Raw genomic sequence first — 24,461 nt, forward strand, 5'->3', positions numbered from 1 at the left:
AATTATATAGTGCGTTCGTACTTTTGTTTTCAGGGACTTGGGTACCATATATAGGACCTGAGTCCTATATATCAGAATAATCCGCCAAATATGCTGTTGCTGCCTCTCACAAGCTGTTCTGCTATAATAAGGGCTCCTAATATAAACACATAGTATGAAAAAATCTTCAAACTTGCTTTAGAAAATATCTTAAGCATAAATTTTATTGCAAGATAACCCGATATGGCTGCCGCCCCCATGCCAACCAAAAGCGGCAGCACTTCTACCCCTGACGTGATACCATTTCCAGGCTCTAATGCATCTTTCAAATCAAAAACCACTGCTCCGAATATAGGAATTATAGATATTAAGAAAGAGAGTCTGAGCGCAAATTCTCTATTCAGACCTCTCATCAATGCCGCTGCCAGGGTAAGCCCCGAACGTGATATTGCTGGAAGTATCGCTATCGCCTGTGCAGTTCCCATCAATGTTGCATCCAGGTAGCTTGTTTTCTCAATTCCCTTGTTTTTTCTTCTGATACTTTCGGCAAGCCATAAAATAATACCTGTCAAAATAAATTCTATTCCTATCGTAACACCTGATTCAAATATTTTTTCAATTTGATCTTTGAATGCTATCCCGATAATGCCTGTTGGTATCGTTCCTACTACCACCAACAAGGTTAGCTTTGAAAAAGGCTTCTTAATCATATTTATGATATCTTCTCTGAAAATCCAGACTACTGCAAGTAAGGTAGCCAGATGCAGAGCAGCATCAAATGTAAGCACCCCTTCTTTAAGTCCAAAAAGCTTTTGAAACAATACCAAATGACCCGAACTGCTGATAGGTAAAAACTCCGTCAATCCTTGAATCAGTCCTAGAATAAGCCCTTGTATTACACTCATTATAAATTCTCCCGATATAATATATTTCAAATCCTTTATTTAGGTAAACCTAATGTGCCGGTTTGATAGATTTTTATGAAAAGCCAGATGATAAAAAACATTAAGTTAAACCACATATTATAATATACTCCGGAAAAAAAGATGTAAACACTATTTCCTTATTTTTAAGAAAACATTAAGAAATAGTCGCAAAAGCTTTCTATTTTTTCTTTTCTCTCGGAACATATTTATGTCCACTGCTTCTTATAAAAGGCTGCTGATCCTCAGGCAAGCTCCACATTCCCTTCCTCTCTTTTATCGCATCTTCCTGAAGCCTGTATAGATAATCGCTGAAGGTCTTATTTGGGGATATGATTTCCACCCTTGCAAACCCATTCCTCACAAGCATAGAATTAATATGCTTTTTTCCATCTGCTATAACGTGCGCAAGTAATCTGCCATACCTGTCCTTTATACCTTTTTCGAAAACCAGTCTGACTTCCCTGTTTAAAACAGAATTCTTAAGAAATTGCGCAGCTTCCTTACTATAAGGCTGAACAGCCACACCCTGTTCTACACTTTCCGGAGTATCCACCGCGAGCAGCCTTACTTTATACTTCTTTTTTTTATACTCTATGTGAATGGTATCACCATCGACTACCTTAGTTACCAAAGCGTTTATATATTTGTGAGGAGCCATACCCTCGCTCTTGGTTTCCAGCAGCTTAACAGGAGCTTCCGGTACAACCTCACTTGTCTGAATATTTTTAACCGGGTTGAACTGGGTAAAATCAAAGTTAGTATAAACCAATCCGCCAAGTATTATAATAATAGCCGCAATGGGAGCCAAAAGCCTATTTTTCATTAAACAACCACCTTGTAAATAAAATAGCGCAGTCGTCCTGATTAACTCTAAAAACAGAACGTGTGCGTATTATTATTTTAGCATATCAATAAACCCAATCAAACTAAAAGGATGTATAAATTTTGTTTATACATCCTTAATAAACTACCTTTAAATTTATATCAGGTACTGGAAGCGGTAAGTATCGCCACATTCTGTCCCGGCACCATAACTTCTTCTGTTTTTGAACTTTCCTTGTTGAATGCTATATCTATTACCTGATTTATATTCTCAACAGGAATAACCTCTATGCCCATATCCGTAAATAACTCCTGCCAGTTTTCTTCCGGAATCAGCACCCTTTTTATACCCGCCAGTTTTGCTGCTTCAACTTTAGCAACTACTCCTCCTACCGGCTTTACTTTCCCCCTTATTGATAATTCTCCTGTCATTGCAATATCTCCGCTTATCGGTATATTCTTTATGGCAGAGTACACTGCCGTAGCTATGGCTATTCCGGCTGAAGGCCCGTCAATAGGCACTCCTCCAGGAAAATTCATATGCAGATCGTATTCTTTTATGTCTATATCCATAAACCTGTTTAAAACGGTCATTACGTTTTCCACGGACCCTTTTGCTGAACTGGTTCTTTTATATTTGTGTCCATGCCCTCCCATTTCTTCTTCCTCCACTATACCGGTTATCTTGATATTGCCTTTACCTGAAGAAACCTTTATAGCAGATACTTCTATATCTAATACTGTGCCTGTATTGCTGCCGAAAACCGCCAGTCCATTTATACAGCCCACCTGCTCTATAGCGCAGACCTTCTTTTCCAGGCGAGGACTATAATGTCCAAACTCAATTACCCACTCAATATCCTTTCTGGTGATAAGGCTCCTATTTTCTATCTGTGCAATTCCCCCGGCTATTTGTACTATATTGACTGCATCCCTGCCATTCTGCGCATATTTGGCGATTAGCCCGTCAAACTGCTCTTCCACCTTGAAGCCACCTCTTAAAGCTGCGTTTCTGGCAATTTTGGCTACCTCCCCCGGCACAAGAGGCCTGAAGTATATTTCAGCACATCTTGATCTCAAAGCAGGCGGAAGTTCGTCAGCAGTTCTTGTGGTCGCACCTACCAGTCTAAAATCGGCAGGCAGCCCTTTCTGGAAAATTTCATGTATATGCGAGGGTATATTATTATCCTCAGAGCTATAATAAGCACTCTCTAAAAACACCCTTCTGTCCTCCAGTACTTTAAGGAGTTTATTGATTTGCGAAGGATGTAATTCGCCTATTTCATCAATAAAAAGTATTCCTCCATGGGCCTTTGTTACAGCACCTGGTTTGGGTTGGGGAATGCCTGCTACTCCGTAAGCTCCGGCCCCCTGATAAATAGGGTCATGTACAGATCCCATCAATGGGTCTGCAATTCCTCTCTCATCAAACCGTAATGTCGTAGCATCAATCTCTACAAATTTTGCTTCCTTTCTGAAAGGTGATATGGAAATGGATTTAGCCTCTTCAAGTATAACCCTAGCTGCAGCTGTTTTTCCAATTCCCGGAGGTCCATAAATTATGACATGCTGTGGATTAGGTCCGCATAAAGCAGCTCTAAGAGCTTTCAAGCCCTGTTCCTGACCTACTATGTCATTCAATGTGGAAGGTCTGGTTTTTTCTGATAAAGGTTCTGTAAGCTTTATCTCCCTTAATCGCCTAAGCTTATCCAATTCCTTTCTTGACTCCTTGTCAATTGCACTCTTATTACCTTGCTGAGACTTTAACAGATTCAAGAAATATAACCCTATAATGATTGAGAAAAAAAACTGTATGATAAATAATGTACTTGTGAGCAATGTCCCTTCCTCCTAATCATCATTCATGCTGTTCCTTCGTATAGATTATATCCGAACAATGCATCATGCGGCTTTTATTGATATTCTTCACTAAATACTTGCTGTATTTAGTATTAACGATGTAGACTTTTTTATCCTGCAATAATAAATAGGAATATATTTCAATATTATAAAAAGGACGGTTTTCCCAGTGATTTCCACCGGAAGAACCGTCCTTTTTATATATCTGGAACTTTTATGATACAGATTCACGCTTTACCCTTGCCTTTTTGCTAATAGGCTTTTTTAAAGACTTTCTATTCTCATTTATAACCAACTGGGGAGCTGCTCTGTTTTCTACCGTGTCTTTACTGATAATACATTTTTCAATATTAACAGATGACGGTACATCATACATTACCTCCAGCATTATCTCCTCAAGTATTGCTCTTAGCCCTCTGGCCCCTGTGTTTCTGCTGATTGCTTTTTCAGCGACAGCTTCTAAAGCGTCACTTTCAATCTCAAGCAGTACATCGTCCATTTCAAAGAGTTTCTGGTACTGCTTGACCAAGGCGTTCTTTGGTTCTGTAAGTATCTGAATCAGTGCCTGTCTGTCAAGTGAATGCAGCGTCACAACAATAGGCAGCCTTCCCACAAACTCAGGTATAAGTCCAAATTTCAGAAGATCCTGCGGAAGTATGTTTTTCAACACTTCACCTACATCCTTTTCCTTGGAGCTTTCTATTTTCGCACCAAACCCCAGAGATTTCTTCCCTGTTCTGTTTTGTATAATCTTTTCTATGCCGTCAAATGCTCCACCACATATAAACAGGATATTTGTAGTATCTATCTGTATGAATTCCTGGTGTGGATGTTTTCTTCCTCCCTGAGGTGGAACCGAAGCAACTGTTCCTTCAAGTATCTTCAGAAGCGCCTGCTGAACTCCTTCTCCGCTTACATCTCTCGTTATTGACGGATTCTCTGATTTCCTAGCTATTTTATCTATTTCGTCTATATAAATTATACCTTTTTCTGCTTTTTCTATATCATAATCCGCAGCCTGAATCAATTTAAGGAGAATGTTCTCAACATCTTCCCCTACATAACCTGCTTCCGTCAATGATGTTGCATCAGCTATAGCAAAAGGTACATTAAGAATCTTAGCCAATGTTTGCGCCAGTAATGTTTTTCCAGAACCTGTAGGTCCCAGCATAACTATATTGCTCTTCTGCAGTTCAACATCTCCTGCTTTAGTTTCAGTATTTATCCTTTTATAGTGGTTATACACTGCAACAGCCAGCGATTTCTTTGCAGAATCCTGCCCAATAACATACTGATCAAGTATTTCTTTTATTTCCTTTGGTTTTGGAACATCATTAAGCTCGGTATCACCTTTTGCTTCTTCGAACTCCTCTTCAATTATTTCAGAACAGAGTTCTATACATTCGTCACAGATATAAACGCCGGGTCCTGCAACAAGTCTTTTGACTTGTTCCTGCGTCTTTCCGCAGAAGGAGCATTTCAACTGCTTCTTTTCATCATACCTTGACATATCACACCTCTTTTATTTCCTTCTAACCATTATTTCATCAACTATGCCATATGCTTTAGCTTCTTCTGCCGACATAAAGAAATCTCTTTCTGAATCTCTTTCAATCTTTTCGATAGGTTGGCCTGTTCTTTCACTTAATATCCTATTTATTCTTTCTTTTTTCTTCAAAATATATTCCGCATGTATCTTGATATCTGTTGCCTGGCCACGTGCACCGCCAGAAGGCTGATGTATCATAATTTCACTGTTGGGGAGAGCAAATCTCTTTCCCTTAGTACCCGCTGTCAACAGGAAAGCACCCATGCTTGCAGCCATACCTATACAAATAGTAGAAACATCACATTTCACGTATTGCATAGTATCATAAATAGCAAATCCGGATGTTACTGAGCCCCCCGGGCTATTTATGTAAAGTAATATATCCTTATCGGGATCTTCTGCTTCAAGGAACAGCATCTGAGCAATTACTAAGCTTGCTGTCACATCATTTACCTCATCACTCAGCATTATAATCCTGTCTTTAAGCAACCTGGAATAGATATCGTAGGAACGTTCACCACGGTTTGTTTGTTCGACAACTACAGGAACCAGACTCATAATTTCGCCTCCTTAATAATGTAATAGTATTGAGTAAGTATAAATATGAAAGCTTTACTTTCACGCTTATTTTGTAAAATGGATATTGGCGGGGACACCCCGCCACTACCCATTACCTATAGCTAATACGTCCTCAGGTACAATACCGCACCAAAGGTGTCCCATATATTCATTCCCACTTTCCCTGCGAAATAAACACATATGCAGGAAAACTGTATAACAAAACAAGTCAAGCCTGAAACAAATCAGTCCATTATACTATTTTTGCATTTTCTACAATAAAGTCAACGGTCTTTTTCATGACTAAACTATTCTTAATATATTCTATATCGTCTTCCTTCAAATGTTTCTTAAATTCTTCCTCACTCTGCTTATAATTTTCCGCCATTTTTTTGATTTCTTCGCTTACTTCGTCGTCAGCTACCGTTATGTTTTCCACTTTGCTCACTTTTTCAAGCACAAGCTGTGATTTTACTTCACCTTCTGCTCTACTCTCAAACTGTCCCCTGAAGGAGTTTGCATCCATCCCCATTATCTCAATATATTTGTTTATATCGAGACCCTGGTAACGAAGTCTCATATCAAAGTCATATACCAGATTGTCTATTCTCTTTTCAATCATTACCTTTGGTATTTCAACGCTAGCATTATTTACAACCTTATCTATTATTGCATCTTCAGTCTGATGCTTTGCTTTGTGTTCGGCATCTTTTGTAAGCTTCTCCTTCAGGCTGTCTTTATATGCATCTAAAGTATCAAACTCACTTACATCCTTTGCAAATTCATCATCTAATGCCGGAAGTTCCTTTACTTTTATCTCATTTACTTTCACTTTGAACAAAGCCGGTTTACCAGCTAACTCTTCTTTTCCATAGTCTTCAGGGAAGGAAACATTTACGTCTATCTCATCTCCCGCTTTAGCACCGATAAGCTGATCCTCAAATCCCGGTATGAACTGTCCAGAGCCAATAGTCAATTCATAATTTGTACCTTTGCCACCTTCAAAAGCCACGTCGTCAATAAACCCTTCAAAGTCAATGACTGTAATGTCGCCAGATTGTACAGGTCTGTCTTCAACAGTAATAATTCTTGCATTTTTCTCTGCTGCTTTGTTGAGTTCTTTTTCTACATCCTCATCTGTAACGTTTACTTCCACTTTATTTACTTCTACAGCTTTGTATTCACCTAATTCCACTTCAGGCTTGGTTGTAACTTTAGCAGTAAATATAAGATTTTCTCCGTTTCCTATCTGCTTGATGTCAATTTCCGGTCTTTCTACAGGATGAATGTCATTTTCCTCAACTGCTTTGTCATAAGCCTCAGGGCACACTATATTTATGGCATCCTCGTAAAGTACCTGCTCACCATAGTATCTCTCAACCATTTTTCTTGGAGCTTTACCTTTTCTGAACCCGGGTATGTTAAACCTGCCGGCATTCTTTGAAAAGGATTTTTGCATACCTTCTTCAAATTTCGCTGCATCAACTTCTATCTCAAGTTGTACAACATTCTTATCAATATTTTCCACTTTAACGTTCATTTATTATGTATCCTCCTACCATATTAAATTATAAAATGATAATTTATATATTAATCAATAATAAAACCAAGAATGTCTCAACATGCATAAAAGCCTCTGTTGTAAACCTCTATGACACTAAAACCCTCGATCATTCATTATTAACTGTCAATTGTACATTGTCAACTGCGCCTTAGTGCTATAGGCAGTCTCCTTCAAATTAACCCTTACATTATAACACAATACTTTTTTAAATTCCAACAAAAAGGTCGAAAAAAAGAAATATTTTCTTGTTATTTCCTCTTTGCATTAGTAAAACCTTATGGAAATATTCTTAACGGTTTGAAATTTAAGTAGTCAGAGGATATAAACTTAAAGCTTATCTCCTCAATTACGCCTTCTGCAGCATGTTTACATGCCTCTCCGTGTATATGTCCATATAAGCACACCTTTACATTATAGCTTTTCATGACTGTTACAAATTCGGAAATTTCCCACTTTGAATTAAAGGGAGGATAATGAAGAGCCACAATTATTTCCCCGCTATTGCCTGAACTGGCACTCTTCAGTGATAAATCCAGCCTTTGCAATTCCCTGCTAAATATCTTTCTGTCTTCAGCGCTGAAATCGTCGTCTCCCGGACATTTCCACCCTCTTGTACCACAAACTACTTTCCCTTCGATCTCAAAGCTGTTATTATGCATGAAACTTATAGTCGAAAAGCAGTTGCTGTTTAAAAACTGCTCCAGCTTGTTCATCGTAGTCCACCAATAATCATGGTTTCCCTTTGATATTAACTTCCTTCCCGGAAGTCCGTCTATGAATTTGAAGTCCTCATATGCCTGTTCCAGATAAGTAGCCCATGAAATATCTCCGGGAATGATCACATAATCATTGTCAGTAACAATATCATTCCAGTTTGTTTTTATTTTCTCCATATAATTTTCCCACCTGGCACCAAATATATCCATGGGTTTTTCTATACTGAAAGCCAGGTGCAAATCAGAAATTGCATAGATTGCCATAAAGTAATCCCTCGCTGCACAGTTGAGAGTATACTCACTCTCCACCTCTCAATTATTATGAAAGTAATTATATATTTTTTCCGCTACATCCTTATTAATGCCTTCAACAGCAGTAAGATCGTCAAGTCCGGCTGATTTTATCTTGTTCACAGAACCAAAGTGCTTTAACAGAGCCTTCTTGCGTTTTTCTCCAATACCTTCAATTTCTTCAAGAACCGACCCTGTATATCTTTTATTTCTAAGCTTCCTGTTATACTCTACAGCAAACCTGTGAGCTTCATCCTGTATAGCTGTGACAAACCTTAAAACAGGCAGATTTGCTGATAAATCATACTCTTTCCCATTTGATATCAGTCCCCTTGTCCTGTGCTTGTCGTTTTTAACCATTCCAAGAGCAGGTATGCTGATTTCCAAGTTTCTTAAAACTTCATTGACTGAGTTCAGATGCCCTAATCCTCCGTCTATCAGAATTAAATCCGGAAGTCTCATAAATTTTGGCGGCTGTCCGGGGAGTGATCCTTCGTGTATTGAAGCGTATTCATCTCTTTCCCTTTCTGCACGTTTAAACCGTCTGTATATAACTTCCTGCATACTTGCATAGTCGTTTTGCTTATCTATGGATTTTATTTTAAATCTCCTGTATTCCTTTTTTGAAGGCATACCATTTTCGAATACTACCATTGAAGCAACTATTTCTGTAGAGCCTGTGTTAGAAATATCATAAGCTTCTATCCTCTCAGGCGGATTTTCAAGACCAAGAAGTCCTGCTATACCTTCCAGACCCCCTGAAGACAAAGTTTCTTCCTTCCGCACCTTATCCTTGAACTGGTTCAAGGCTATCTCCGCATTCTGCCCGACCATTTCAATCAATTCATGCTTTTCTCCTTTTCTAGGAATCTTTATATGAACTCTTGCAGTTTTTCTTTCATTTATTGAAGCACGTTTTTCACTGAGCCACCTCTCAATTACATCTATTTCATCTATTTCTTCCTGAATGATTATTTCGCCCGGTATATAAGCAGCTGTACTATAGAACTGTTTTATAAAAGATGACATAAGCTCTCTGTCCTCCAGCTCGCCTATACCCTCAAACACAAAATGCTCCCTGCCTACCAGTTTGCCTCCGCGAATAAAGAATACCTGTATGCACGAGTCGGTTTTATCTTTTGCAAAGGCTATAACGTCTTGATCTTCCATAGATGTGGATAAAACCTTCTGCTTTTCGGCAATCAGCTTTAAACTGTTCAGTTTGTCCCTTAAATCCGCTGCTTTTTCAAATTCCATTTTATCAGCAGCATCCCTCATATTTTTTTCCAACCTGTTTATGATATTTTCCTGCTTACCATCGAGAAAGTTTGCTATATCTTTCATCAGGCTTCTGTACTCATCCCTGTTTATATCTCCCTGACATGGTCCCAGACACTGATATATATAATAATTAAGGCATGGTCTTTCTTTTCCTATATCTCTTGGAAACACTTTTTTGCAGGATTTTATAGGAAATATTTTTTTTATCAGGTCAAGTGTATTCTTGACTGTAAAAGCACTGGCATAAGGCCCGAAATATTTTGCCCCATCCTTTTCGATCCGTCTTGTCATTAATACTCTCGGATATTGCTCATTCATTGTGATTTTGATATAAGGATAGAAGTTTTTATCATCTTTTAGCAATATATTGAATCTGGGTCTGTATTTCTTTATTAGATTACATTCCAGAATCAGCGCTTCAAGTTCGGAATCGGTAACGATATATTCAAATTCCCCGATTTTGGAAACCATGAGCCTTGTTTTAGGAGTATGATTAATAGAGGCTTGAAAGTATTGTCTTACTCTATTTTTCAGTACTACAGCCTTACCTACGTAAATAATCTCTCCATACTGGTCTTTCATAATATAAACGCCCGGTTTATCGGGCAGTTTTTTAAGCGCTTCATGAATATCAAACATTATACCTCACCTTGTTTGGTACAGAACGGCCAGCCGCTTGCTGCCATCATTAATATTATGAAAGGCTGAGCAAGCCGATACTTGTACTCAATAACCTGTAGTTAACGATCAAAGCGCAGCTTTGCTGCGCTTATAAGTATATTTTACCGTCAACTTTCTTTTGTTTCTATGGCAATTTTAGGGTTACAAGCAATTTATGTATTCTCCCAATTCCTCAATAGCTTTTTCCTCATCTTCCCCTTCAGCTGTGATGGTAATCCTGGTTCCATATCCTATACTGAGCGATAATAGCCCCAAAAGGCTTTTAGCATTTGCCTTTCGTTCTTCTCTCTCTATCCAGATACTGGATTTGTAGCTTGATGCCTTCTGAATAAACAAAGCTGCAGGTTTTGATTCCAGCCCCGATTTTCCTTCAACTGTCAATTCTTTTGTAACCATTTCTATTACAACCTCCTGAATATACATAGTGCGTATTGTCATGCGATTAGCAAGTAACGGTGTGAAGGTGAGACTGCCCACTTAACACCCGCTACTTTCAGCCCATAACCGCACACATTAGAGCGTTTCATATGTATATATTACAATAAATATGAACAATGTGTAAATTTATTTTTTCAATTTAATGACATATACTTAATAACCTATTTATAAGCATATATTATATTATAATAAAAAAAAATACAAATCAATTTAGGAATGCTCTGACTATTAAGCCTGTCGGAACAAACTCAATTCCTGTTTTCAAGTATCCTTACCGTCAGTTTATCTCCAGAAATAAATACTCTGATCATTATGGGATAATTTCCCGGATTAATAAATCTGAAATCCGCCGAACCGTATAATACCATTGCATCTTTGCCCTTATGCACATATCCCACCGCTTTTGAATGGGAATGCCTTTCAGTTATCTTTAGTCCTGCTTCCTCCACTGCATTATAAAGAGTACTGGATAACTGACAAATGCCTCCTCCGATTCCATATGTCTTTTTAGGTCCTTTTTCTGTTTTTATTATAATTGGTGCTTTTTCATAACCCTTTCCTGGGGTGCGCTTGCCTAAAACTTCATTAAATGAAAATTCCTCCCCAGGCCCTACCTTTACATAATCCAGCCGCTCAGAAGCAAGACGGATATTATTGGTACGCTCGTCTCTCTGATCCAGAATGATTGTTGTAAAACTTCCCAGCAGCTTTATATTATTTTCCAGCATTTCAGCTGTAACTCTTGGGTGTACTTCTTCAATAATTAGTCTGCCCTTCTCTCCCGGGTTTGCATTCAGAAGCAATTCTACAGTCCTTTTTACATTTACCTTTTTCCCGCTGTGTTCATTTATTTCCACTTCCCATGTTTCACTGTCAAGCTTGGCATCTTGTGCACTTTTATCAACCCTTCCGCAGTATATAAGTATTTTCCTCATTATTTCGGATTTCTTCAGACCTCCTACATTTTCTCCTTCAACCATTACATTCTTTTTTATGCTTTCTTCATTTGAAATCCCCGAATAAGAATTGCATGCTGAAAAAATGAAAAAACAAAGCATGAACACTGTGGACAGTACTATTATATACCTCTTCATCACCAGTTCCTCCTTTTTAGGAATGAGAGGTAGAAATATCTACCCCTTACCCCTAAAATGCCTTAATATCCTGTCATTATCCGGCTCATTGATACAAGCAAAAGAATCCCAAATCCAAAAATAATGTTAATCGCTGCCAATACGGTGTTAGTAATAATGATAACATTTCCCTTACCCTTAGATTGCCTGTTTATCAATACTCCAAATATGATACCTGCTATTGCAAACAACGGTGAAACAAACGCAGTTAACGCAGCACTAATCCATCCCAGTACAATAAATCTTCTCATACTCTGGGTAAGTACGGCTGTTCCGCCTCTTCCCGCATGAATATTGTCCTGCCTGATTATTCCTTTACTATCCATTGTAAAACTACGGTAGTTATCGGCATTTTCCTGCATGCTTTCTTTTTGCTCACCTTCAGGAGACTCTATGGTATTTGAATATTGATTATTGTTTTTCAAATTCTCATCCATAAATTCACCTCCTCATGCAATTTGTCTACAGCAGTAAAATATCAGTGCAAAAGCGTTCCTTTTTTCAGATTTGTGTTTAGACTTACAAATCTATAATTAGTGTAAGTATTAAGCAAACTTATATTCGAGAAAATAAAAGGACATAGTAGAAAAAATTTTATAAAATATTTTTTCTACTATGTCCTTTACTTAAAATGTAGTAATTATTCTGTTGTGTGGTTTAAATTACTTAGCGTGCATTCTGCACTACTTGTTTCTGCCTATATATATTTTGTTTTATGAGGCTTACAATCATCCATTGAAGTGCAAATAACAAAACCGCAACCAGTATTACAATATAATAGTGTGCTTTTGCTAAAACAATTCCGACTTCCAGCACAGTTTTTGCATATTCTACAATTGAAGTAATTCCTCCCTCAAATGCAGTGTTTGCGGATTCGAATATATTAGCGAAAGTAGGAGAATCACTAAGTGCATAAGACATAAGTTTGAATATGCTTATACCTAAAATACTGTAGATAAGCGCTGAGGCCATAAGGAATGTCAATATTGTTCCCATTCCAAGTATAAGTATCTTAATAACACTAGGCTTCTTTCTCTCTGCAAGCTCCAGATCGGCTATTTTTCCCATAACCTGAGCTTCAAATTCCAGCGGAGGTTCAATAAAAATGTCTTTTTCTATACTGCCCAAAATGCCGGACAGCTGTTCAAATTCTTCGCTGCAACTCACACACCCCTTCAGGTGTTGTTTGAATTGTGCAGTTTCAATATCATTGAGCTCTTTGTCAAAATATTTCATCATACTGTCATCATATAACCCACAGCTCATAATACCTCCTCCTTTCTTTGGGACTCCAGCTTTTCCCTTAGCATCAGCCTTGCTCTATAAAGTCTGTTCTTTATTATAGTCATCGGTTCTTTCAATATTTCGGTTATCTCTTCATATGACAAACCGTTTTGATGGAATAAAAGTATCGGTACTCTGTATTTATCAGGCAGTTCGGCTATAGCTTGCCTGATTATTTCACTTTTTTCCTTCTTTATGTACCTTGTTTCAGGAGTGTCTACACTGCTGGAAATGTCTATTACCTCGTCTATTGATACAGAATCAACCTTTTTCTTTCTAAGTATATCCAGACACAAATTGGTCGCAATCTTTACAGCCCATGTAGAAAATTTGTATTCAGGATTATATTTATCCAGTGACTTATAGATTCTTATAAATACTTCCTGCGATATATCATTTACTTCCTGCTTATCACTTATCATATTATAAACTACACTATAAATCAACTTCTTATATCTGGTGACAATTTCCGAAAATACTTCCTGTTCGCCTGATAAGCATTTTTGCACCAGTTCGAGGTCACTTGTTTCCAACGATGTTTCACCTCCCCTCATTTCCCATATATCTATTTTACGATAAATTCTGACAATTGTCTGTTGTTTTTAAAAATTTAAACTGCTTTGATTCTAAAATGTTTTCAATGTGCAAATCTTTTAAGAGCGATACTCCCAAGCTGGTCGAAAAAAATTATTAGTATTTAGCCGCAATTTGTTATATAATTTAGGTATAGGACAGCATGTATTCATTCCCTTTATAATTGGGGGATAACACATTTCATAATACGCTTATCTCTGTACAAATTTACCATGGCAGGTTTATGCAATTTAAAATATAATTATTTATTAAGTATATATTTTAGAATAACAATACAATGTTTCAATCAGATAATTGCTTAATTAGTATTTCCAGTACGAAAATTAAAAATCTGCGCGGTTGGCTTTGTGAGTTTTTGGAAGAGAAAAATGCCAGCTATAACCTATAAGCTTAATAGGCGGGTAGAATATGATAGTTAAGAATACTGCAAGTAATACTATAATATCTGTCAATTGTAAAACTGCCAATACATTCATAAGCAGATTCGCGGGCTTGATGGGAAAAGCGAGCCTACCCGAAGGCGAAGGTTTATTGATAATGCCATGTAATTCTATACATATGTTTTTTATGAAGTTTTCTCTGGATATAGTTTTTATAGATAAAGACAATATAGTAATTCACCTTATCAAAGGCATCAAACCCTGGCGTGTATCGAAGATAGTAAAAAGAGCTTATTGTGCACTTGAACTGCCATGTGGAACTATCAGTAGAACAGAAATGAAAGTGGGTGACAGACTGACTTTTAGCAAACTGTCTTCAGAACAAAATCTTATAGAAGTATAAAATTTTTCAGTTAAAAAGGTATTTTATGTATTTCGTCGAATACAAAAGTATACATTGCTATGATGGAGGTATGCCGTTATGAAATTTAGCTTGGATAAAATCCCGAAACCAAAGCTTCCCAAACTTCCGAAGTCTTATACAAAACTAAATATGGAAGCGATAAATAGTTTTTTGGATAAACTTTCAGATTTAGGAAAAGTATTAAGAAATACAAGGATACAGACGAGGCTTATTGTGTCATTCCTTGTACTGTCTCTTCTGCCATTATTCATAGTAGGCTTATTCTCCTACAGAAGATCCAGCAGTGCCATAGAAGAAAAGATAGATAAGTATTCCAATCAAATAATGAGTCAGATAGGCACAAACGTTAATACAAAGATTAACAAATACAAGGATGCCATACTCGAATTTTCTACTTCCAAAACCTTATCCGACAGTTTGACCGGCATAGAAAACGCAGATGCCTATGATAAGATTGTAAAACTAAATGCTATACAAGAGCTGTATATGTCAAAGTTTTTTACTACCAATAACGAAATAATGTCAATCTGTATATATATAAATAACGAGCTTTCTTCCCAACACGGCAGTCCCTATTTTACAACAGATGAGAAATCCCTGAAAAAGCTGATAGAAACCGCAACTGAAGCTAAAGGGAAACTTACCTGGAATTACACTTATGATTCAAACAAAAATGCACACCTTGTATTATCAAAGCGGCTAGTATCTATAACTACCGGCGAATCACTCGGTTTTGTTTTTGCTGAGTTAGCTCCCAAAGTTATCACCGGTATTTTTGAGAAGGTAGATATCGGCACAGGAGCAAACATTTATGTGCTGGATTCCGCCGGGAATGTAATACTTGAGCCTGCAAAGAAGGCTTCAGAAGCTGATTTGAAAGAAGGCTCCATAATCAGTAAAGTAAAGGCTAATGCTAACAAATCCTTTTCCTTAAATATAAACGGCAAAAAGTGTATGATAACTTCAAAGCAGCTTGATGAAAGTACCGGCTGGTATATAGTAGGTGCCGTACCTTATTCCTTTCTGAATGCCGAATCCAGAAGTATCGGGGGGCTTATACTTATTTCCTTTATAGTATGTGTACTTATCGCTGTCATACTTTCTTATGTGATAACGCAAAGTATATCCGCACCTCTAAGCAAGCTTGGAAGACTCATGAAAGAAGCCAAAAGCGGAGATCTTACAATAAACATAAATGATAGTGGAAGGGATGAAATCGGCCAGTTAGTCACCAATTTTGATGACATGGTTTCAAATATAAGGATCCTTATTTCAAAAGTTCACAGCTCTACACTTAGCGTTATCGATAATGCCCAAAAGATAGCTGCTTCATCAGAACACAGTTATGCGTCCTCAGAGCAGGTTTCCAATACTATACAGGAAATAGCCAAAGGTGCTTCGGAGCAAGCCTCAGAAATAGCTCAGGGTATGAACTATATGAACAGGCTGTCTGATGACATAAATAAAGTAGGTAACGATACAAATAATGTACTCGATGTTGTGAATAATACTAAAAAGCTTAGTGAAAAAGCTTTATCAGCAGTAAAAGCCTTAAATGATAAAACAATGCAAACCAGTGAGGTGACAAATAGGATTGTAAATGATATAAACAACCTGAACTTTGATATGAGGGAGATCAAAAAAATAGTAAAAGTTATAGTTAATATCGCAGAGCAGACGAATTTACTCTCTTTAAATGCTTCAATAGAAGCTGCCAGAGCAGGGGCAGCAGGTAAAGGCTTTGCTGTTGTTGCAGATGAAGTAAAAAAGCTTGCAGACCAATCAAAAGATGCATCCATAATGATAAATAATATTCTGAATACTATTCAACAGAAAACAGAGGTTACAACGGAGGCTGCAAATACAGCCGGTTCCATTATCACCCAGCAAATGGACGCAGTGCAGGAAACAGATCATGCTTTCAAAACAATACTTTGCGCGATGGAAGGCATCTCCGAGCAAATAGACCATATGGAGATGTCCGTTAAAGAAATTATAGCCTCCAAGGAAAAAACCCTCAGTGTCATAGAAAATGTTTCGGCGGTATCCCAGCAGGCTGCAGCAACTTCTGAAGAGGTATCGGCCAGCACAGAGGAACAAATGGAAGATGCAGAGGAGTTGTCCAACTTTGCAAAAGACTTGAACAGGATGGCACAGGAGCTTGATGGTTCCATATCTCAGTTTAAGATATAGCCCGATAAAAAAAGAGCACTTCACGACGAAGTGCTCTTTTACTTTATCCTACTAGACTTACTGATCCCCTTATTGTTCACTGCCTGCTGATTTACCGAAGCCTACAACTGTCTTTGCAAAACGTCTCAATTTCTCATAAACCTTATAGTTTATACTATCTTCCGCATATGTACCGTCTTCTTTCTTATCCCCTGCTTCCACGCCTGTAAGTATTTCTATTCCCTCATCTATCGTTTTCACAGGATATATATGAAACATACCTGCTTTGACTGCGTCTACCACCTCATCGTTTAGTACAAGGTTTTTAGTATTCTGATGAGGAATTATAACTCCCTGGTCCCCAGTTAGCCCTCTCAGCTTGCAAAGCTCGAAAAATCCTTCGATTTTATTGGTGGCTCCCCCGATCGGCTGAATCTCGCCCTTTTGATTAACAGAACCTGTTACAGCTATGCTTTGCTTAATAGGCACTTCTGCAAGGCTGGATAGCATTGCGTATAATTCTGCACTGGAAGCACTGTCTCCATCAACCCCGCTGTAAAGCTGCTCAAAGCATAAGCTTCCCGATAATGACAGGGGTATCTCCTGGGCATACTTCTGACCGATATAGCCACTCAGAATAAGCACTCCCTTAGTATGAGAAGTACCGCTCATCTCTACCTCTCTCTCTATATTAACAATACCGCTTTCCCCCATATAGGTGTTTGCAGTTATCCTTGAAGGTTTTCCAAAAACATAATCGCCCATGTCAAGTATAGTCAATCCATTTATCTGACCTATAACCTCACCGCTGGTATCAATCATGATTGTTCCATCTTCCAGCAGCTCGAGCAGCTTTTTATCATATTTGTTTGAACGGTTTCCCTTTTCTATGAAAGCTTTCTTAACATGCTCCTTTGTGACAACAGTACTTCCTTCTATTTCCGCCCACGCACAAGATTCACATAATATCTCTACAAGATCATTGAAGCGTGTGGAGAGCTTGCTTTGATCTTCTACCAACCTTGAGCTATACTCCACAACCTTTGCAAATCCGGTCCTGTCAAAATGCAAAGTATCTTCTCTATTACAGAACGAACTGACGAACTGGGCAAGCCTCATCACATTCTCTTCATTCCTATCCATTTCTTCATCAAAGTCTACTTTTATTTTAAACAGCTTTTTAAAGTCTTCATCATATTCATACATGAGCTGATAGAGGTATTCACTTCCTACCAGTAGTACTTTTATATTTACCGGAATGGGTTCAGGTTTAAGGGCCGATACTGCTACCAGTCCCATTTGCTCCTTCATATTCTCAATACTTATCTGTTTTGTTTTCAGTACCCTTTTTAGCGACTCCCATGATTGTACGTTATTTATTACATCCTTGGCCTGTAAAATCAGATAACCGCCATTAGCCTGATGAAACAATCCGCCTTTTATCATTGTGAAGTCTGTAGTCATAGTACCAAATTCATTTTCATACTCAAGTTTTCCCAATAGATTGTAGAAGGTGGGATTGAAATCTGTAATTAATGGTGCCCCTTTAAGCTCGCTGTTGTCTACCAGCAGATTCACCTTGTATTTGTCTGTAGCTGATTCTGTATTACTTTTTACCCAGGGGATTATTACCTGCTGCTGTTCGTCATCAGCCTCTTCTTCTCTGAAATCACTAAGGTTTGACAGTATATCCTCCTGCATCTTTTCCAGATAGGTGTTTATCTTCTCATAAGTGCTGTATTTCTCCTTAAGATCATTTATGTGCATGCCTACAGCAAAAAGTGCAATTTTATTCTCCCACTCGGCAACTCTCTCCTCAGCTTCCTTCTCAATATTTCTCAGTTTACGGATAATCTCCATGGTCTCCCGTTGAATTATACTGGATTTCTCACTTAACTCCTGCTTCAACTGTTCATCAAGTTCTCCGTATTCTTGTTCACTTAAAGTTTTCCCCTCAATAACCGGGAGGAAATATATGCCTGCGTTGGTTGTCTTAACCTTAAAACCCTGCTTTTCCGCATCCTCATTAAGCTTTTCTATAAGAACATCCCTTTTGCTCTCGTACTCTTTTTCTATGGAGGATTTTTCAGTCTCATAATCCTCACTGTCAAAAGCTTTCGTTATTTCCTGCTTAAGTATTTTAATAAATTCGTCCATGTCTTTTTGAAAGACTTTGCCCATTCCGGCTGGAAGATTTATTGCAGTAGGCTGGTTGGGTTTATCAAAATTATAGACATAGCACCAGTCATCAGGCACTTTTTCAGTTGCCGCTATCTTTTTTATGTAGTTTTGAGCATAACTTGTTTTACCTGTCCCCGTGGCTCCGGACAGATATAGGTTATATCCGCGGATTTTTATCTTAAGCCCGAATTCCATAGCTTTAACTGCCCGTTCCTGGCCAATAATCTCATGCAACGGTTCAACTTCTGAAGTATCGCTGAAGGAAAACATACTTGGGTCACATTCATTCCTGAGCATGTAATATGGTAATTCTTTAACACTTGCTTTTGACATGTGGAGCCCCCCTTTTGATCGATCGGCAATTAAGGATAAACTCAATTGGCAATTTTTCTTATACTTATTAATATTGATTTTTGACTCTGAAATTGACTTGTTTCACATAATAAAGTTAGAGAAATACTAATAAAAATGGTCGAAAAAAGAATAATTATTTTAGTATATTCTACTTACTTCAATAAAAATCCTTTTTACAATATGCTTTTTGTAGAAATATAAATAGTAAAATCACACAATTTAAGTCCAGGTCAATTTATATCGTTTTTCCACATAATAATGGCATCTTCCCCATTATCCGCATAATAGCCCTTCCTGCAGCCGGATTCGACAAATCCGTACTTACTATAGAGCCTCTGGGCTGCAATATTACTTTTTCTGACTTCAAGAGTCATACTAACTATACCTTCGCCACTGGCTAGCTCAACCAACCTTTCAACAAGAGCTGCACCTATGCCGCTGCCTCTAAACTCAGGATGTACCGCCACATTAGTAATATGACCTTCATCACAGACTTTCCACATACCCGCATAACCTACTGCTTTTCCATCTATCAACGCAGTAACATATCTTGCAAACTTGTTGTTTGTAACCTCTTCAACAAAAGCATTTCTTGACCAGGGTATCCTAAAACTCAAGTTTTCTACTATCATTACATCATCAATATGTTCTTCTGTCATTTTCTTAATCAATATCCGGCTGTACATAATTCAATCCACCTGACATCTTTTTTCCAGTTCACGCTCTGCCTGGGACTTCCTCAGATAATACGGAACCATCTCAAAGCAGCTTTCCATCTCTCCCCTCCGTGCTTTCAGCAGTGCAACATAAGCTACCGAAGACGCCTTCTGCAGCAGCAGATTGGCCGGTGCCATCTCACAAAAATCCTTCAGCTCGCTCTTGAGATGTTCTCCATGAATTTCTACGGCATCTCCGGCAAATATGACTTTCCTATGTTTATCCCTTACCATTTCAATGAGTTCGGATATATGAACTCCCACATAATCCGAAATTCTCTCATGCCCCCCGTCGCCCCGCCTGTACAGTGCTGTATATACCTGACTATTCCTTGCATCCATAATCGGGCATACAAGTGATTCACACACTGGTATATTATATGCAATTGCATCGAGGGTCGGTACGCTTATAACAGGCTTTTGAACTGCGTATGCAACAGCTTTAACCGCTGTTACTCCGATTCTCAGTCCCGTAAAGGACCCAGGCCCGCTTGAAGCCGCATATATATCAATATTTTCAGGAAGCAGCTCCAGACTGCTCATTAGTTCTTTAATCATAGGCATAAGCTTTTGTGAGTGCGTTTTCTTATGATTTATAGAATACTCACCCAGAAGCTTCTCATTATCCATAACTGCTACTGCCGCTACAGATGACGAAGTATCTACCGCCAGTATCTTCATATTTTCTATACTCCTTACAATGTAGGTCTTATCCTTTTTTTCAGCATTCTCAAACTCTATTTGTTAGGACCTGCCAACTGGTTTTCATATTCCTTATACCTGTCTCCGATAAACTGCATACTTATTATCCTTACATCTTGCCCGTTGGAAATGTCCTTATTGATATTCACCCTTATATTCTCTTCCGGTATGATATCTCTTACCAGGTCAGACCACTCTACTACCACTACACCCTCTCCGCTGAGGTATTCTTCAAAGCCGATATCAAACATCTCCTCCGGATCGGATATTCTATACACATCGAAGTGGTATAGGGGAATATCCGCGTCATATTCATTCACTATGGTAAAGGTAGGACTTGTTATGTATCTTTTAATTCCTAATGCCTCAGCTATTCCGTTGGTAAAAGCGGTCTTACCTGCTCCCAGATCACCATTCAGGCATATAACATCCCCCGGCCTCAGCAGTTTTCCAAGCTCACTTGCAACTGCCACGGTCTCCATAGATGAACATGTTCTGAATACCTTCATGCGTATCTCCCTTTCTACTCCCCACATTCCTTTTGATAAACAACATTTCCGTTTATTATGGTAGAAATCACCCTGGATTTCAGTTCAAAAGGATGCCCGCTGAATATTACCATATCCGCATCCTTACCAACCTCCAAGCTCCCTACCCTGTCAGCTATCCCTGTGATTTCAGCTGCATTTATCGTAATGGCTTTCAAAGCATACTCTTCATCCATTCCCTCTTTTACCGCCATAGCTGCGCATAATCCAAGGTATTGTACCGGTATGCAAGGGTGATCCGTCATTATTGCCAGCTTTATACCAGCCTTTGAAAGAATGCCCGGTGCTTTTATGCTCTGGTTTTTCAGCTCAATTTTTGAACGATCCGTAAGAAGAGGCCCAACTATAGCCGATATACCTTCTTCCTTCAAAATATCCTGAATCAGATATCCTTCCGTACAGTGTTCAATCGTGATGTTCACATCAAATTCCTTTGCTATCCTGATAGCTGTAAGTATATCATCTGCTCTGTGAGCATGAGCTTTAAGAGGAATCTCTTTCTTGATAACTCTCATCAGTGCGTCAAGCTTCATGTCATAATCCGGCTTCTCATTTTCCTCACTGTTGTCTTCATATTTCTCTATCTGCTCTTTATATTCTTTTGCCTTCATCAGATTTTCCCTGAGTAAAGCTGCTGTAGCCATTCTTGTCATGGGCATCTGTCTTTTTTCATTGTAAACCGTTTTAGGATTTTCACCAAAAGCAACCTTCATAGCAACGGGTTCTTTCAGTATCATTTCTTCAATACGCCTTCCGTATGTTTTCAAAGCAGCAAACTGTCCACCTATTACATTAGCACTGCCAGGACCGGTAACGACAGTAGTAACTCCGCCTTCCCTCGCCTCTGTAAAAGCACGGTCAGCGTGGTACACCCCATCAATAGCCCTCAATTGTGGTGTGATAGGATCTGTAGATTCGTTGCCGTCATCACCCTCAAAACCTACAGAGTCTTCCCATATACCTATATGGCAATGTGCATCTATAAATCCGGGTAAAACATATCCCCCTTCGGCGTCTACTACTATAATACCGGATTTTCCCTCAATCCTTTTCTCTATCTTATCCTTATTCTCAGTTATTTCGATTATTTTCCCCTCATCAGCTAATATATATCCTTTATCAAGACTTTTACCGGCCATTGTAAGGATTTTTCCGTTTTTTACTAACAGCATTCGGACCTCCATATATAATAATTAACCATATTTTATTATAACACTCAGATAAATACAACAAAAAAGAGCACTGAAAGTGCTCTCTGTTGTATTCCTGTATCTGATATTATCTCTTTGAGAACTGTGGTGCCCTTCTCGCTTTTTTGAGACCGTATTTCTTTCTTTCCTTCATTCTTGGGTCTCTGGTAAGGAAACCAGCCTTCTTCAAAACTGCTCTGAGTTCTTCATCAGCTTTCAGCAATGCTCTTGCGATACCGTGCCTTATAGCACCGGCTTGACCGGTAAATCCTCCGCCTACAACCTTACAAATAACATCAAATTTACTTGCAGTATCTGTAAGCACTAAAGGCTGCTTAACTATAACCTTAAGAGTTTCCAATCCGAAATACTCGTTTAAGTTTTTATCATTTATCATGACTCTTCCATCTCCTGGAACAAGTCTAACTCTTGCAACAGATTTTTTCCTTCTACCAGTTCCGTAAAATTGAACTTTTGCCATTGGTTATTCTTCCTCCCCTCATCCTAGATACTGAGTTCCAATACTTCAGGTTTTTGCGCCTGGTGCTCATGTTCAGTTCCTTTGTATACCTTAAGCTTTCTGAACATCGCCCTTCCAAGACTGTTCTTTGGCAGCATGCCCTTTATAGCAAGTTCTACTGCCTTCTCAGGTTTTGTAGCTATGAAATGACGGTATTTGATTTCCTTCATTCCACCCGGGTGCCCTGAATAATGTCTGTAAATCTTCTGATCTAATTTTTTACCGGTAAGAACAACCTTTTCAGCATTTAAAACTATTACAAAATCACCTGTATCTACGTGAGGTGTGTAAGTCGGTTTATTCTTTCCTCTTAAAATTTTGGCAACTTCACTTGCCAGTCTACCCAATGGTTTGCCTTCTGCATCGACAATATACCATTTTCTTTTAACTTCTTCGGCTTTAGCCATAAAAGTTTTCATCGAATTCCTAACCTCCTCGAACTACTGCTTCTGCTTAATTTATAAAAATTTAATAATTTCAGTTCAATAGTTTTCACCTGAACCAAATTTTTGTCGCTTTAACATTGTAATATAGTTACCTTCAACATGTCAAGTATATTTTTCGATGATTTTAATTTATCTCCCCCTATCTCTATATTTTACGCTCAATATATATATTTCTCGTGTATAATCGTCCGTCATTTCATTTTTTACAATAAGAGTATACAGCCTAATTCTAATAATACCGCTATAAAAAGGTTTCGGATCATTGGGAGCTCTTATCTAATAATGTACTTCAACAAGATATAGTCCATGGGCCGGCGCTGTTTTCCCGGCTTTCCTCCTGTCTCCCCCCCGTATGATTGCCGGAATATCATCTGCATTAATTTTGCCAAGGCCTACATAAACCAGAGTGCCCGCAATTATTCTTACCATATTGTAGAGGAATCCGTCACCCTGGATTTCAAATTCAATTAACTCCCCATTGCTTCGTAGTGATACATCTGTTATTGTCCTTTCATTAGATTTCACACTGCTGCCTGTGGCTTTAAAGGCAGAAAAGTCATGCTTGCCCAGGAAGTGCCGTGAAGCTCTGTCCATAGCTTTTATATCCAGTCCGCCCGGGACAAAGAACGCTCTATTTCTCATCAATGCCGATGGAACAGTAGAATTGCATATTAAATACCTGTACTTCTTCCCCTTGGAAGAAAACCTTGAATGGAATTCCTCTTCAACTTCTTCCGCGTCTCTTACCACTACATCATCAGGCAAGGCACTGTTTAGGGCAAGAGGAAATTTATTAACCGGTATCCTGGATTCCGTGAAGAAATTAGCTACCTGGCCATAAGCGTGAACACCTGTATCCGTCCTGCTTGAACCAGTCAGATTAACCTCTTCTCCGGTTATCCTTCTTACAGCTTTTATCACTGTATCCTGTACCGTCACTGCATTCTGCTGGCTCTGCCACCCATGATAATTGGTTCCGTCATATTCTATTGTAAGTTTGATGTTTCGCATGCTATCCCACCTTACTACTCTTTTGTGTAAACCCGAAGAATATTTTATTTCCTTAAAGTATCCAATTTACCAGTCTAACTCAGTTGTGACATTTTGATAATTTTATGTATAAAACACATAACTTAATCTGTTATGCTAGTT

23 protein-coding genes are annotated in these 24,461 nt (G+C 38.4%); 2 read left to right on the forward strand and 21 right to left on the reverse strand.

What is annotated here, in order from left to right; translation table 11 throughout:
* Window positions 1-71: 71 nt before the first annotated feature.
* The 13 genes from N3I35_14730 to N3I35_14790 form a co-directional block, all read right to left on the reverse strand.
* The gene (locus tag N3I35_14730; protein ID MCX8131333.1) at window positions 72-884 is read right to left on the reverse strand and encodes an undecaprenyl-diphosphate phosphatase; all 813 of its coding nucleotides are present in this window, start codon (window positions 882-884) and stop codon (window positions 72-74) included.
* Between the two features lie 199 nt (window positions 885-1,083).
* On the reverse strand, window positions 1,084-1,728 hold the full coding sequence (locus tag N3I35_14735; protein ID MCX8131334.1) for a thermonuclease family protein: 645 nt from the start codon (window positions 1,726-1,728) through the stop codon (window positions 1,084-1,086).
* Between the two features lie 161 nt (window positions 1,729-1,889).
* The gene (lonB, locus tag N3I35_14740) at window positions 1,890-3,566 is read right to left on the reverse strand and encodes an ATP-dependent protease LonB (protein MCX8131335.1); all 1,677 of its coding nucleotides are present in this window, start codon (window positions 3,564-3,566) and stop codon (window positions 1,890-1,892) included.
* 235 nt (window positions 3,567-3,801) lie between these two features.
* Entirely contained in the window at window positions 3,802-5,097 is a 1,296-nt protein-coding gene (gene clpX / locus N3I35_14745; GenBank protein MCX8131336.1) for an ATP-dependent Clp protease ATP-binding subunit ClpX, read from the reverse strand.
* A gap of 12 nt (window positions 5,098-5,109) precedes the next feature.
* Window positions 5,110-5,694, reverse strand: a complete 585-nt coding sequence (gene clpP, locus N3I35_14750; GenBank protein ID MCX8131337.1) for an ATP-dependent Clp endopeptidase proteolytic subunit ClpP — start codon at window positions 5,692-5,694, stop codon at window positions 5,110-5,112.
* Window positions 5,695-5,947: 253 nt separating this feature from the next.
* Window positions 5,948-7,234, reverse strand: coding sequence for a trigger factor (tig, locus tag N3I35_14755; protein ID MCX8131338.1), 1,287 nt, complete (start codon window positions 7,232-7,234; stop codon window positions 5,948-5,950).
* Window positions 7,235-7,533: 299 nt separating this feature from the next.
* Entirely contained in the window at window positions 7,534-8,238 is a 705-nt protein-coding gene (locus tag N3I35_14760) for a metallophosphoesterase (protein ID MCX8131339.1), read from the reverse strand.
* 48 nt (window positions 8,239-8,286) lie between these two features.
* Window positions 8,287-10,185, reverse strand: coding sequence for an excinuclease ABC subunit UvrC (gene uvrC, locus N3I35_14765; GenBank protein ID MCX8131340.1), 1,899 nt, complete (start codon window positions 10,183-10,185; stop codon window positions 8,287-8,289).
* A 183-nt stretch (window positions 10,186-10,368) separates the two neighbouring features.
* Window positions 10,369-10,623 (reverse strand): HPr family phosphocarrier protein, encoded by a 255-nt coding sequence (locus N3I35_14770; protein ID MCX8131341.1) that lies wholly within the window; start codon window positions 10,621-10,623, stop codon window positions 10,369-10,371.
* Window positions 10,624-10,913: 290 nt separating this feature from the next.
* Window positions 10,914-11,759 (reverse strand): VanW family protein, encoded by an 846-nt coding sequence (locus tag N3I35_14775; protein ID MCX8131342.1) that lies wholly within the window; start codon window positions 11,757-11,759, stop codon window positions 10,914-10,916.
* A gap of 62 nt (window positions 11,760-11,821) precedes the next feature.
* Window positions 11,822-12,235, reverse strand: coding sequence for a hypothetical protein (locus N3I35_14780; protein MCX8131343.1), 414 nt, complete (start codon window positions 12,233-12,235; stop codon window positions 11,822-11,824).
* A 229-nt stretch (window positions 12,236-12,464) separates the two neighbouring features.
* A complete protein-coding gene (locus N3I35_14785) occupies window positions 12,465-13,064 on the reverse strand; it encodes a zf-HC2 domain-containing protein (protein MCX8131344.1) in 600 nt (199 codons plus the stop codon).
* Window positions 13,061-13,615 carry a sigma-70 family RNA polymerase sigma factor gene (locus N3I35_14790; protein ID MCX8131345.1) on the reverse strand — a complete coding sequence of 185 codons (555 nt, stop codon included), beginning with the start codon at window positions 13,613-13,615 and terminating at the stop codon, window positions 13,061-13,063. The genes N3I35_14785 and N3I35_14790 overlap by 4 nt, the downstream gene beginning before the upstream one ends.
* A gap of 469 nt (window positions 13,616-14,084) precedes the next feature.
* On the opposite strand from N3I35_14790, the gene N3I35_14795 reads away from it, so the two are divergent.
* The gene (locus N3I35_14795; GenBank protein ID MCX8131346.1) at window positions 14,085-14,459 is read left to right on the forward strand and encodes a DUF192 domain-containing protein; all 375 of its coding nucleotides are present in this window, start codon (window positions 14,085-14,087) and stop codon (window positions 14,457-14,459) included.
* Window positions 14,460-14,537: 78 nt separating this feature from the next.
* On the forward strand, window positions 14,538-16,673 hold the full coding sequence (locus N3I35_14800) for a methyl-accepting chemotaxis protein (GenBank protein MCX8131347.1): 2,136 nt from the start codon (window positions 14,538-14,540) through the stop codon (window positions 16,671-16,673).
* A 69-nt stretch (window positions 16,674-16,742) separates the two neighbouring features.
* Here N3I35_14800 and N3I35_14805 read toward each other — a convergent pair whose 3' ends face one another.
* The 8 genes from N3I35_14805 to truA all read right to left on the reverse strand — a co-directional run bounded on the left by N3I35_14805 (window position 16,743) and on the right by truA (window position 24,320).
* A complete protein-coding gene (locus N3I35_14805) occupies window positions 16,743-19,166 on the reverse strand; it encodes an AAA family ATPase (GenBank protein MCX8131348.1) in 2,424 nt (807 codons plus the stop codon).
* A gap of 251 nt (window positions 19,167-19,417) precedes the next feature.
* Window positions 19,418-19,873: a ribosomal protein S18-alanine N-acetyltransferase gene (rimI, locus tag N3I35_14810; GenBank protein MCX8131349.1), complete on the reverse strand. Its 456-nt coding sequence runs from the start codon at window positions 19,871-19,873 to the stop codon at window positions 19,418-19,420.
* Window positions 19,874-19,876: 3 nt separating this feature from the next.
* Window positions 19,877-20,584, reverse strand: a complete 708-nt coding sequence (gene tsaB, locus N3I35_14815) for a tRNA (adenosine(37)-N6)-threonylcarbamoyltransferase complex dimerization subunit type 1 TsaB (protein ID MCX8131350.1) — start codon at window positions 20,582-20,584, stop codon at window positions 19,877-19,879.
* Between the two features lie 56 nt (window positions 20,585-20,640).
* Window positions 20,641-21,114, reverse strand: a complete 474-nt coding sequence (tsaE, locus tag N3I35_14820) for a tRNA (adenosine(37)-N6)-threonylcarbamoyltransferase complex ATPase subunit type 1 TsaE (protein ID MCX8131351.1) — start codon at window positions 21,112-21,114, stop codon at window positions 20,641-20,643.
* Window positions 21,115-21,128: 14 nt separating this feature from the next.
* Window positions 21,129-22,325, reverse strand: coding sequence for an amidohydrolase (locus tag N3I35_14825; protein MCX8131352.1), 1,197 nt, complete (start codon window positions 22,323-22,325; stop codon window positions 21,129-21,131).
* A 106-nt stretch (window positions 22,326-22,431) separates the two neighbouring features.
* The gene (rpsI, locus tag N3I35_14830; protein MCX8131353.1) at window positions 22,432-22,824 is read right to left on the reverse strand and encodes a 30S ribosomal protein S9; all 393 of its coding nucleotides are present in this window, start codon (window positions 22,822-22,824) and stop codon (window positions 22,432-22,434) included.
* A gap of 23 nt (window positions 22,825-22,847) precedes the next feature.
* Entirely contained in the window at window positions 22,848-23,282 is a 435-nt protein-coding gene (gene rplM / locus N3I35_14835; protein MCX8131354.1) for a 50S ribosomal protein L13, read from the reverse strand.
* Window positions 23,283-23,585: 303 nt separating this feature from the next.
* Entirely contained in the window at window positions 23,586-24,320 is a 735-nt protein-coding gene (gene truA / locus N3I35_14840) for a tRNA pseudouridine(38-40) synthase TruA (GenBank protein ID MCX8131355.1), read from the reverse strand.
* Between the last annotated feature and the right edge of the window lie 141 nt (window positions 24,321-24,461).

The organism is Clostridia bacterium, assembly GCA_026414765.1.
GTDB lineage: Bacteria > Bacillota > Clostridia > Acetivibrionales > DSM-27016 > SKW86.

Bases quoted from the DNA above. Each gene is read 5' to 3' on its own strand.
- clpP (MCX8131337.1), bottom strand. From the start codon at position 5,694: ATGAGTCTGGTTCCTGTAGTTGTCGAACAAACAAACCGTGGTGAACGT.
- rpsI (MCX8131353.1), bottom strand. From the start codon at position 22,824: ATGGCAAAAGTTCAATTTTACGGAACTGGTAGAAGGAAAAAATCTGTT.
- N3I35_14760 (MCX8131339.1), bottom strand. From the start codon at position 8,238: ATGGCAATCTATGCAATTTCTGATTTGCACCTGGCTTTCAGTATAGAA.
- N3I35_14770 (MCX8131341.1), bottom strand. From the start codon at position 10,623: ATGGTTACAAAAGAATTGACAGTTGAAGGAAAATCGGGGCTGGAATCA.
- rplM (MCX8131354.1), bottom strand. From the start codon at position 23,282: ATGAAAACTTTTATGGCTAAAGCCGAAGAAGTTAAAAGAAAATGGTAT.
- N3I35_14825 (MCX8131352.1), bottom strand. From the start codon at position 22,325: ATGCTGTTAGTAAAAAACGGAAAAATCCTTACAATGGCCGGTAAAAGT.
- N3I35_14800 (MCX8131347.1), top strand. From the start codon at position 14,538: ATGAAATTTAGCTTGGATAAAATCCCGAAACCAAAGCTTCCCAAACTT.
- N3I35_14775 (MCX8131342.1), bottom strand. From the start codon at position 11,759: ATGAAGAGGTATATAATAGTACTGTCCACAGTGTTCATGCTTTGTTTT.
- tig (MCX8131338.1), bottom strand. From the start codon at position 7,234: ATGAACGTTAAAGTGGAAAATATTGATAAGAATGTTGTACAACTTGAG.
- rimI (MCX8131349.1), bottom strand. From the start codon at position 19,873: ATGTACAGCCGGATATTGATTAAGAAAATGACAGAAGAACATATTGAT.
- N3I35_14785 (MCX8131344.1), bottom strand. From the start codon at position 13,064: ATGAGCTGTGGGTTATATGATGACAGTATGATGAAATATTTTGACAAA.
- tsaB (MCX8131350.1), bottom strand. From the start codon at position 20,584: ATGAAGATACTGGCGGTAGATACTTCGTCATCTGTAGCGGCAGTAGCA.
- N3I35_14795 (MCX8131346.1), top strand. From the start codon at position 14,085: ATGATAGTTAAGAATACTGCAAGTAATACTATAATATCTGTCAATTGT.
- N3I35_14735 (MCX8131334.1), bottom strand. From the start codon at position 1,728: ATGAAAAATAGGCTTTTGGCTCCCATTGCGGCTATTATTATAATACTT.
- N3I35_14805 (MCX8131348.1), bottom strand. From the start codon at position 19,166: ATGTCAAAAGCAAGTGTTAAAGAATTACCATATTACATGCTCAGGAAT.
- clpX (MCX8131336.1), bottom strand. From the start codon at position 5,097: ATGTCAAGGTATGATGAAAAGAAGCAGTTGAAATGCTCCTTCTGCGGA.
- truA (MCX8131355.1), bottom strand. From the start codon at position 24,320: ATGCGAAACATCAAACTTACAATAGAATATGACGGAACCAATTATCAT.
- N3I35_14780 (MCX8131343.1), bottom strand. From the start codon at position 12,235: ATGGATGAGAATTTGAAAAACAATAATCAATATTCAAATACCATAGAG.
- tsaE (MCX8131351.1), bottom strand. From the start codon at position 21,114: ATGAAGGTATTCAGAACATGTTCATCTATGGAGACCGTGGCAGTTGCA.
- uvrC (MCX8131340.1), bottom strand. From the start codon at position 10,185: ATGTTTGATATTCATGAAGCGCTTAAAAAACTGCCCGATAAACCGGGC.
- N3I35_14730 (MCX8131333.1), bottom strand. From the start codon at position 884: ATGAGTGTAATACAAGGGCTTATTCTAGGACTGATTCAAGGATTGACG.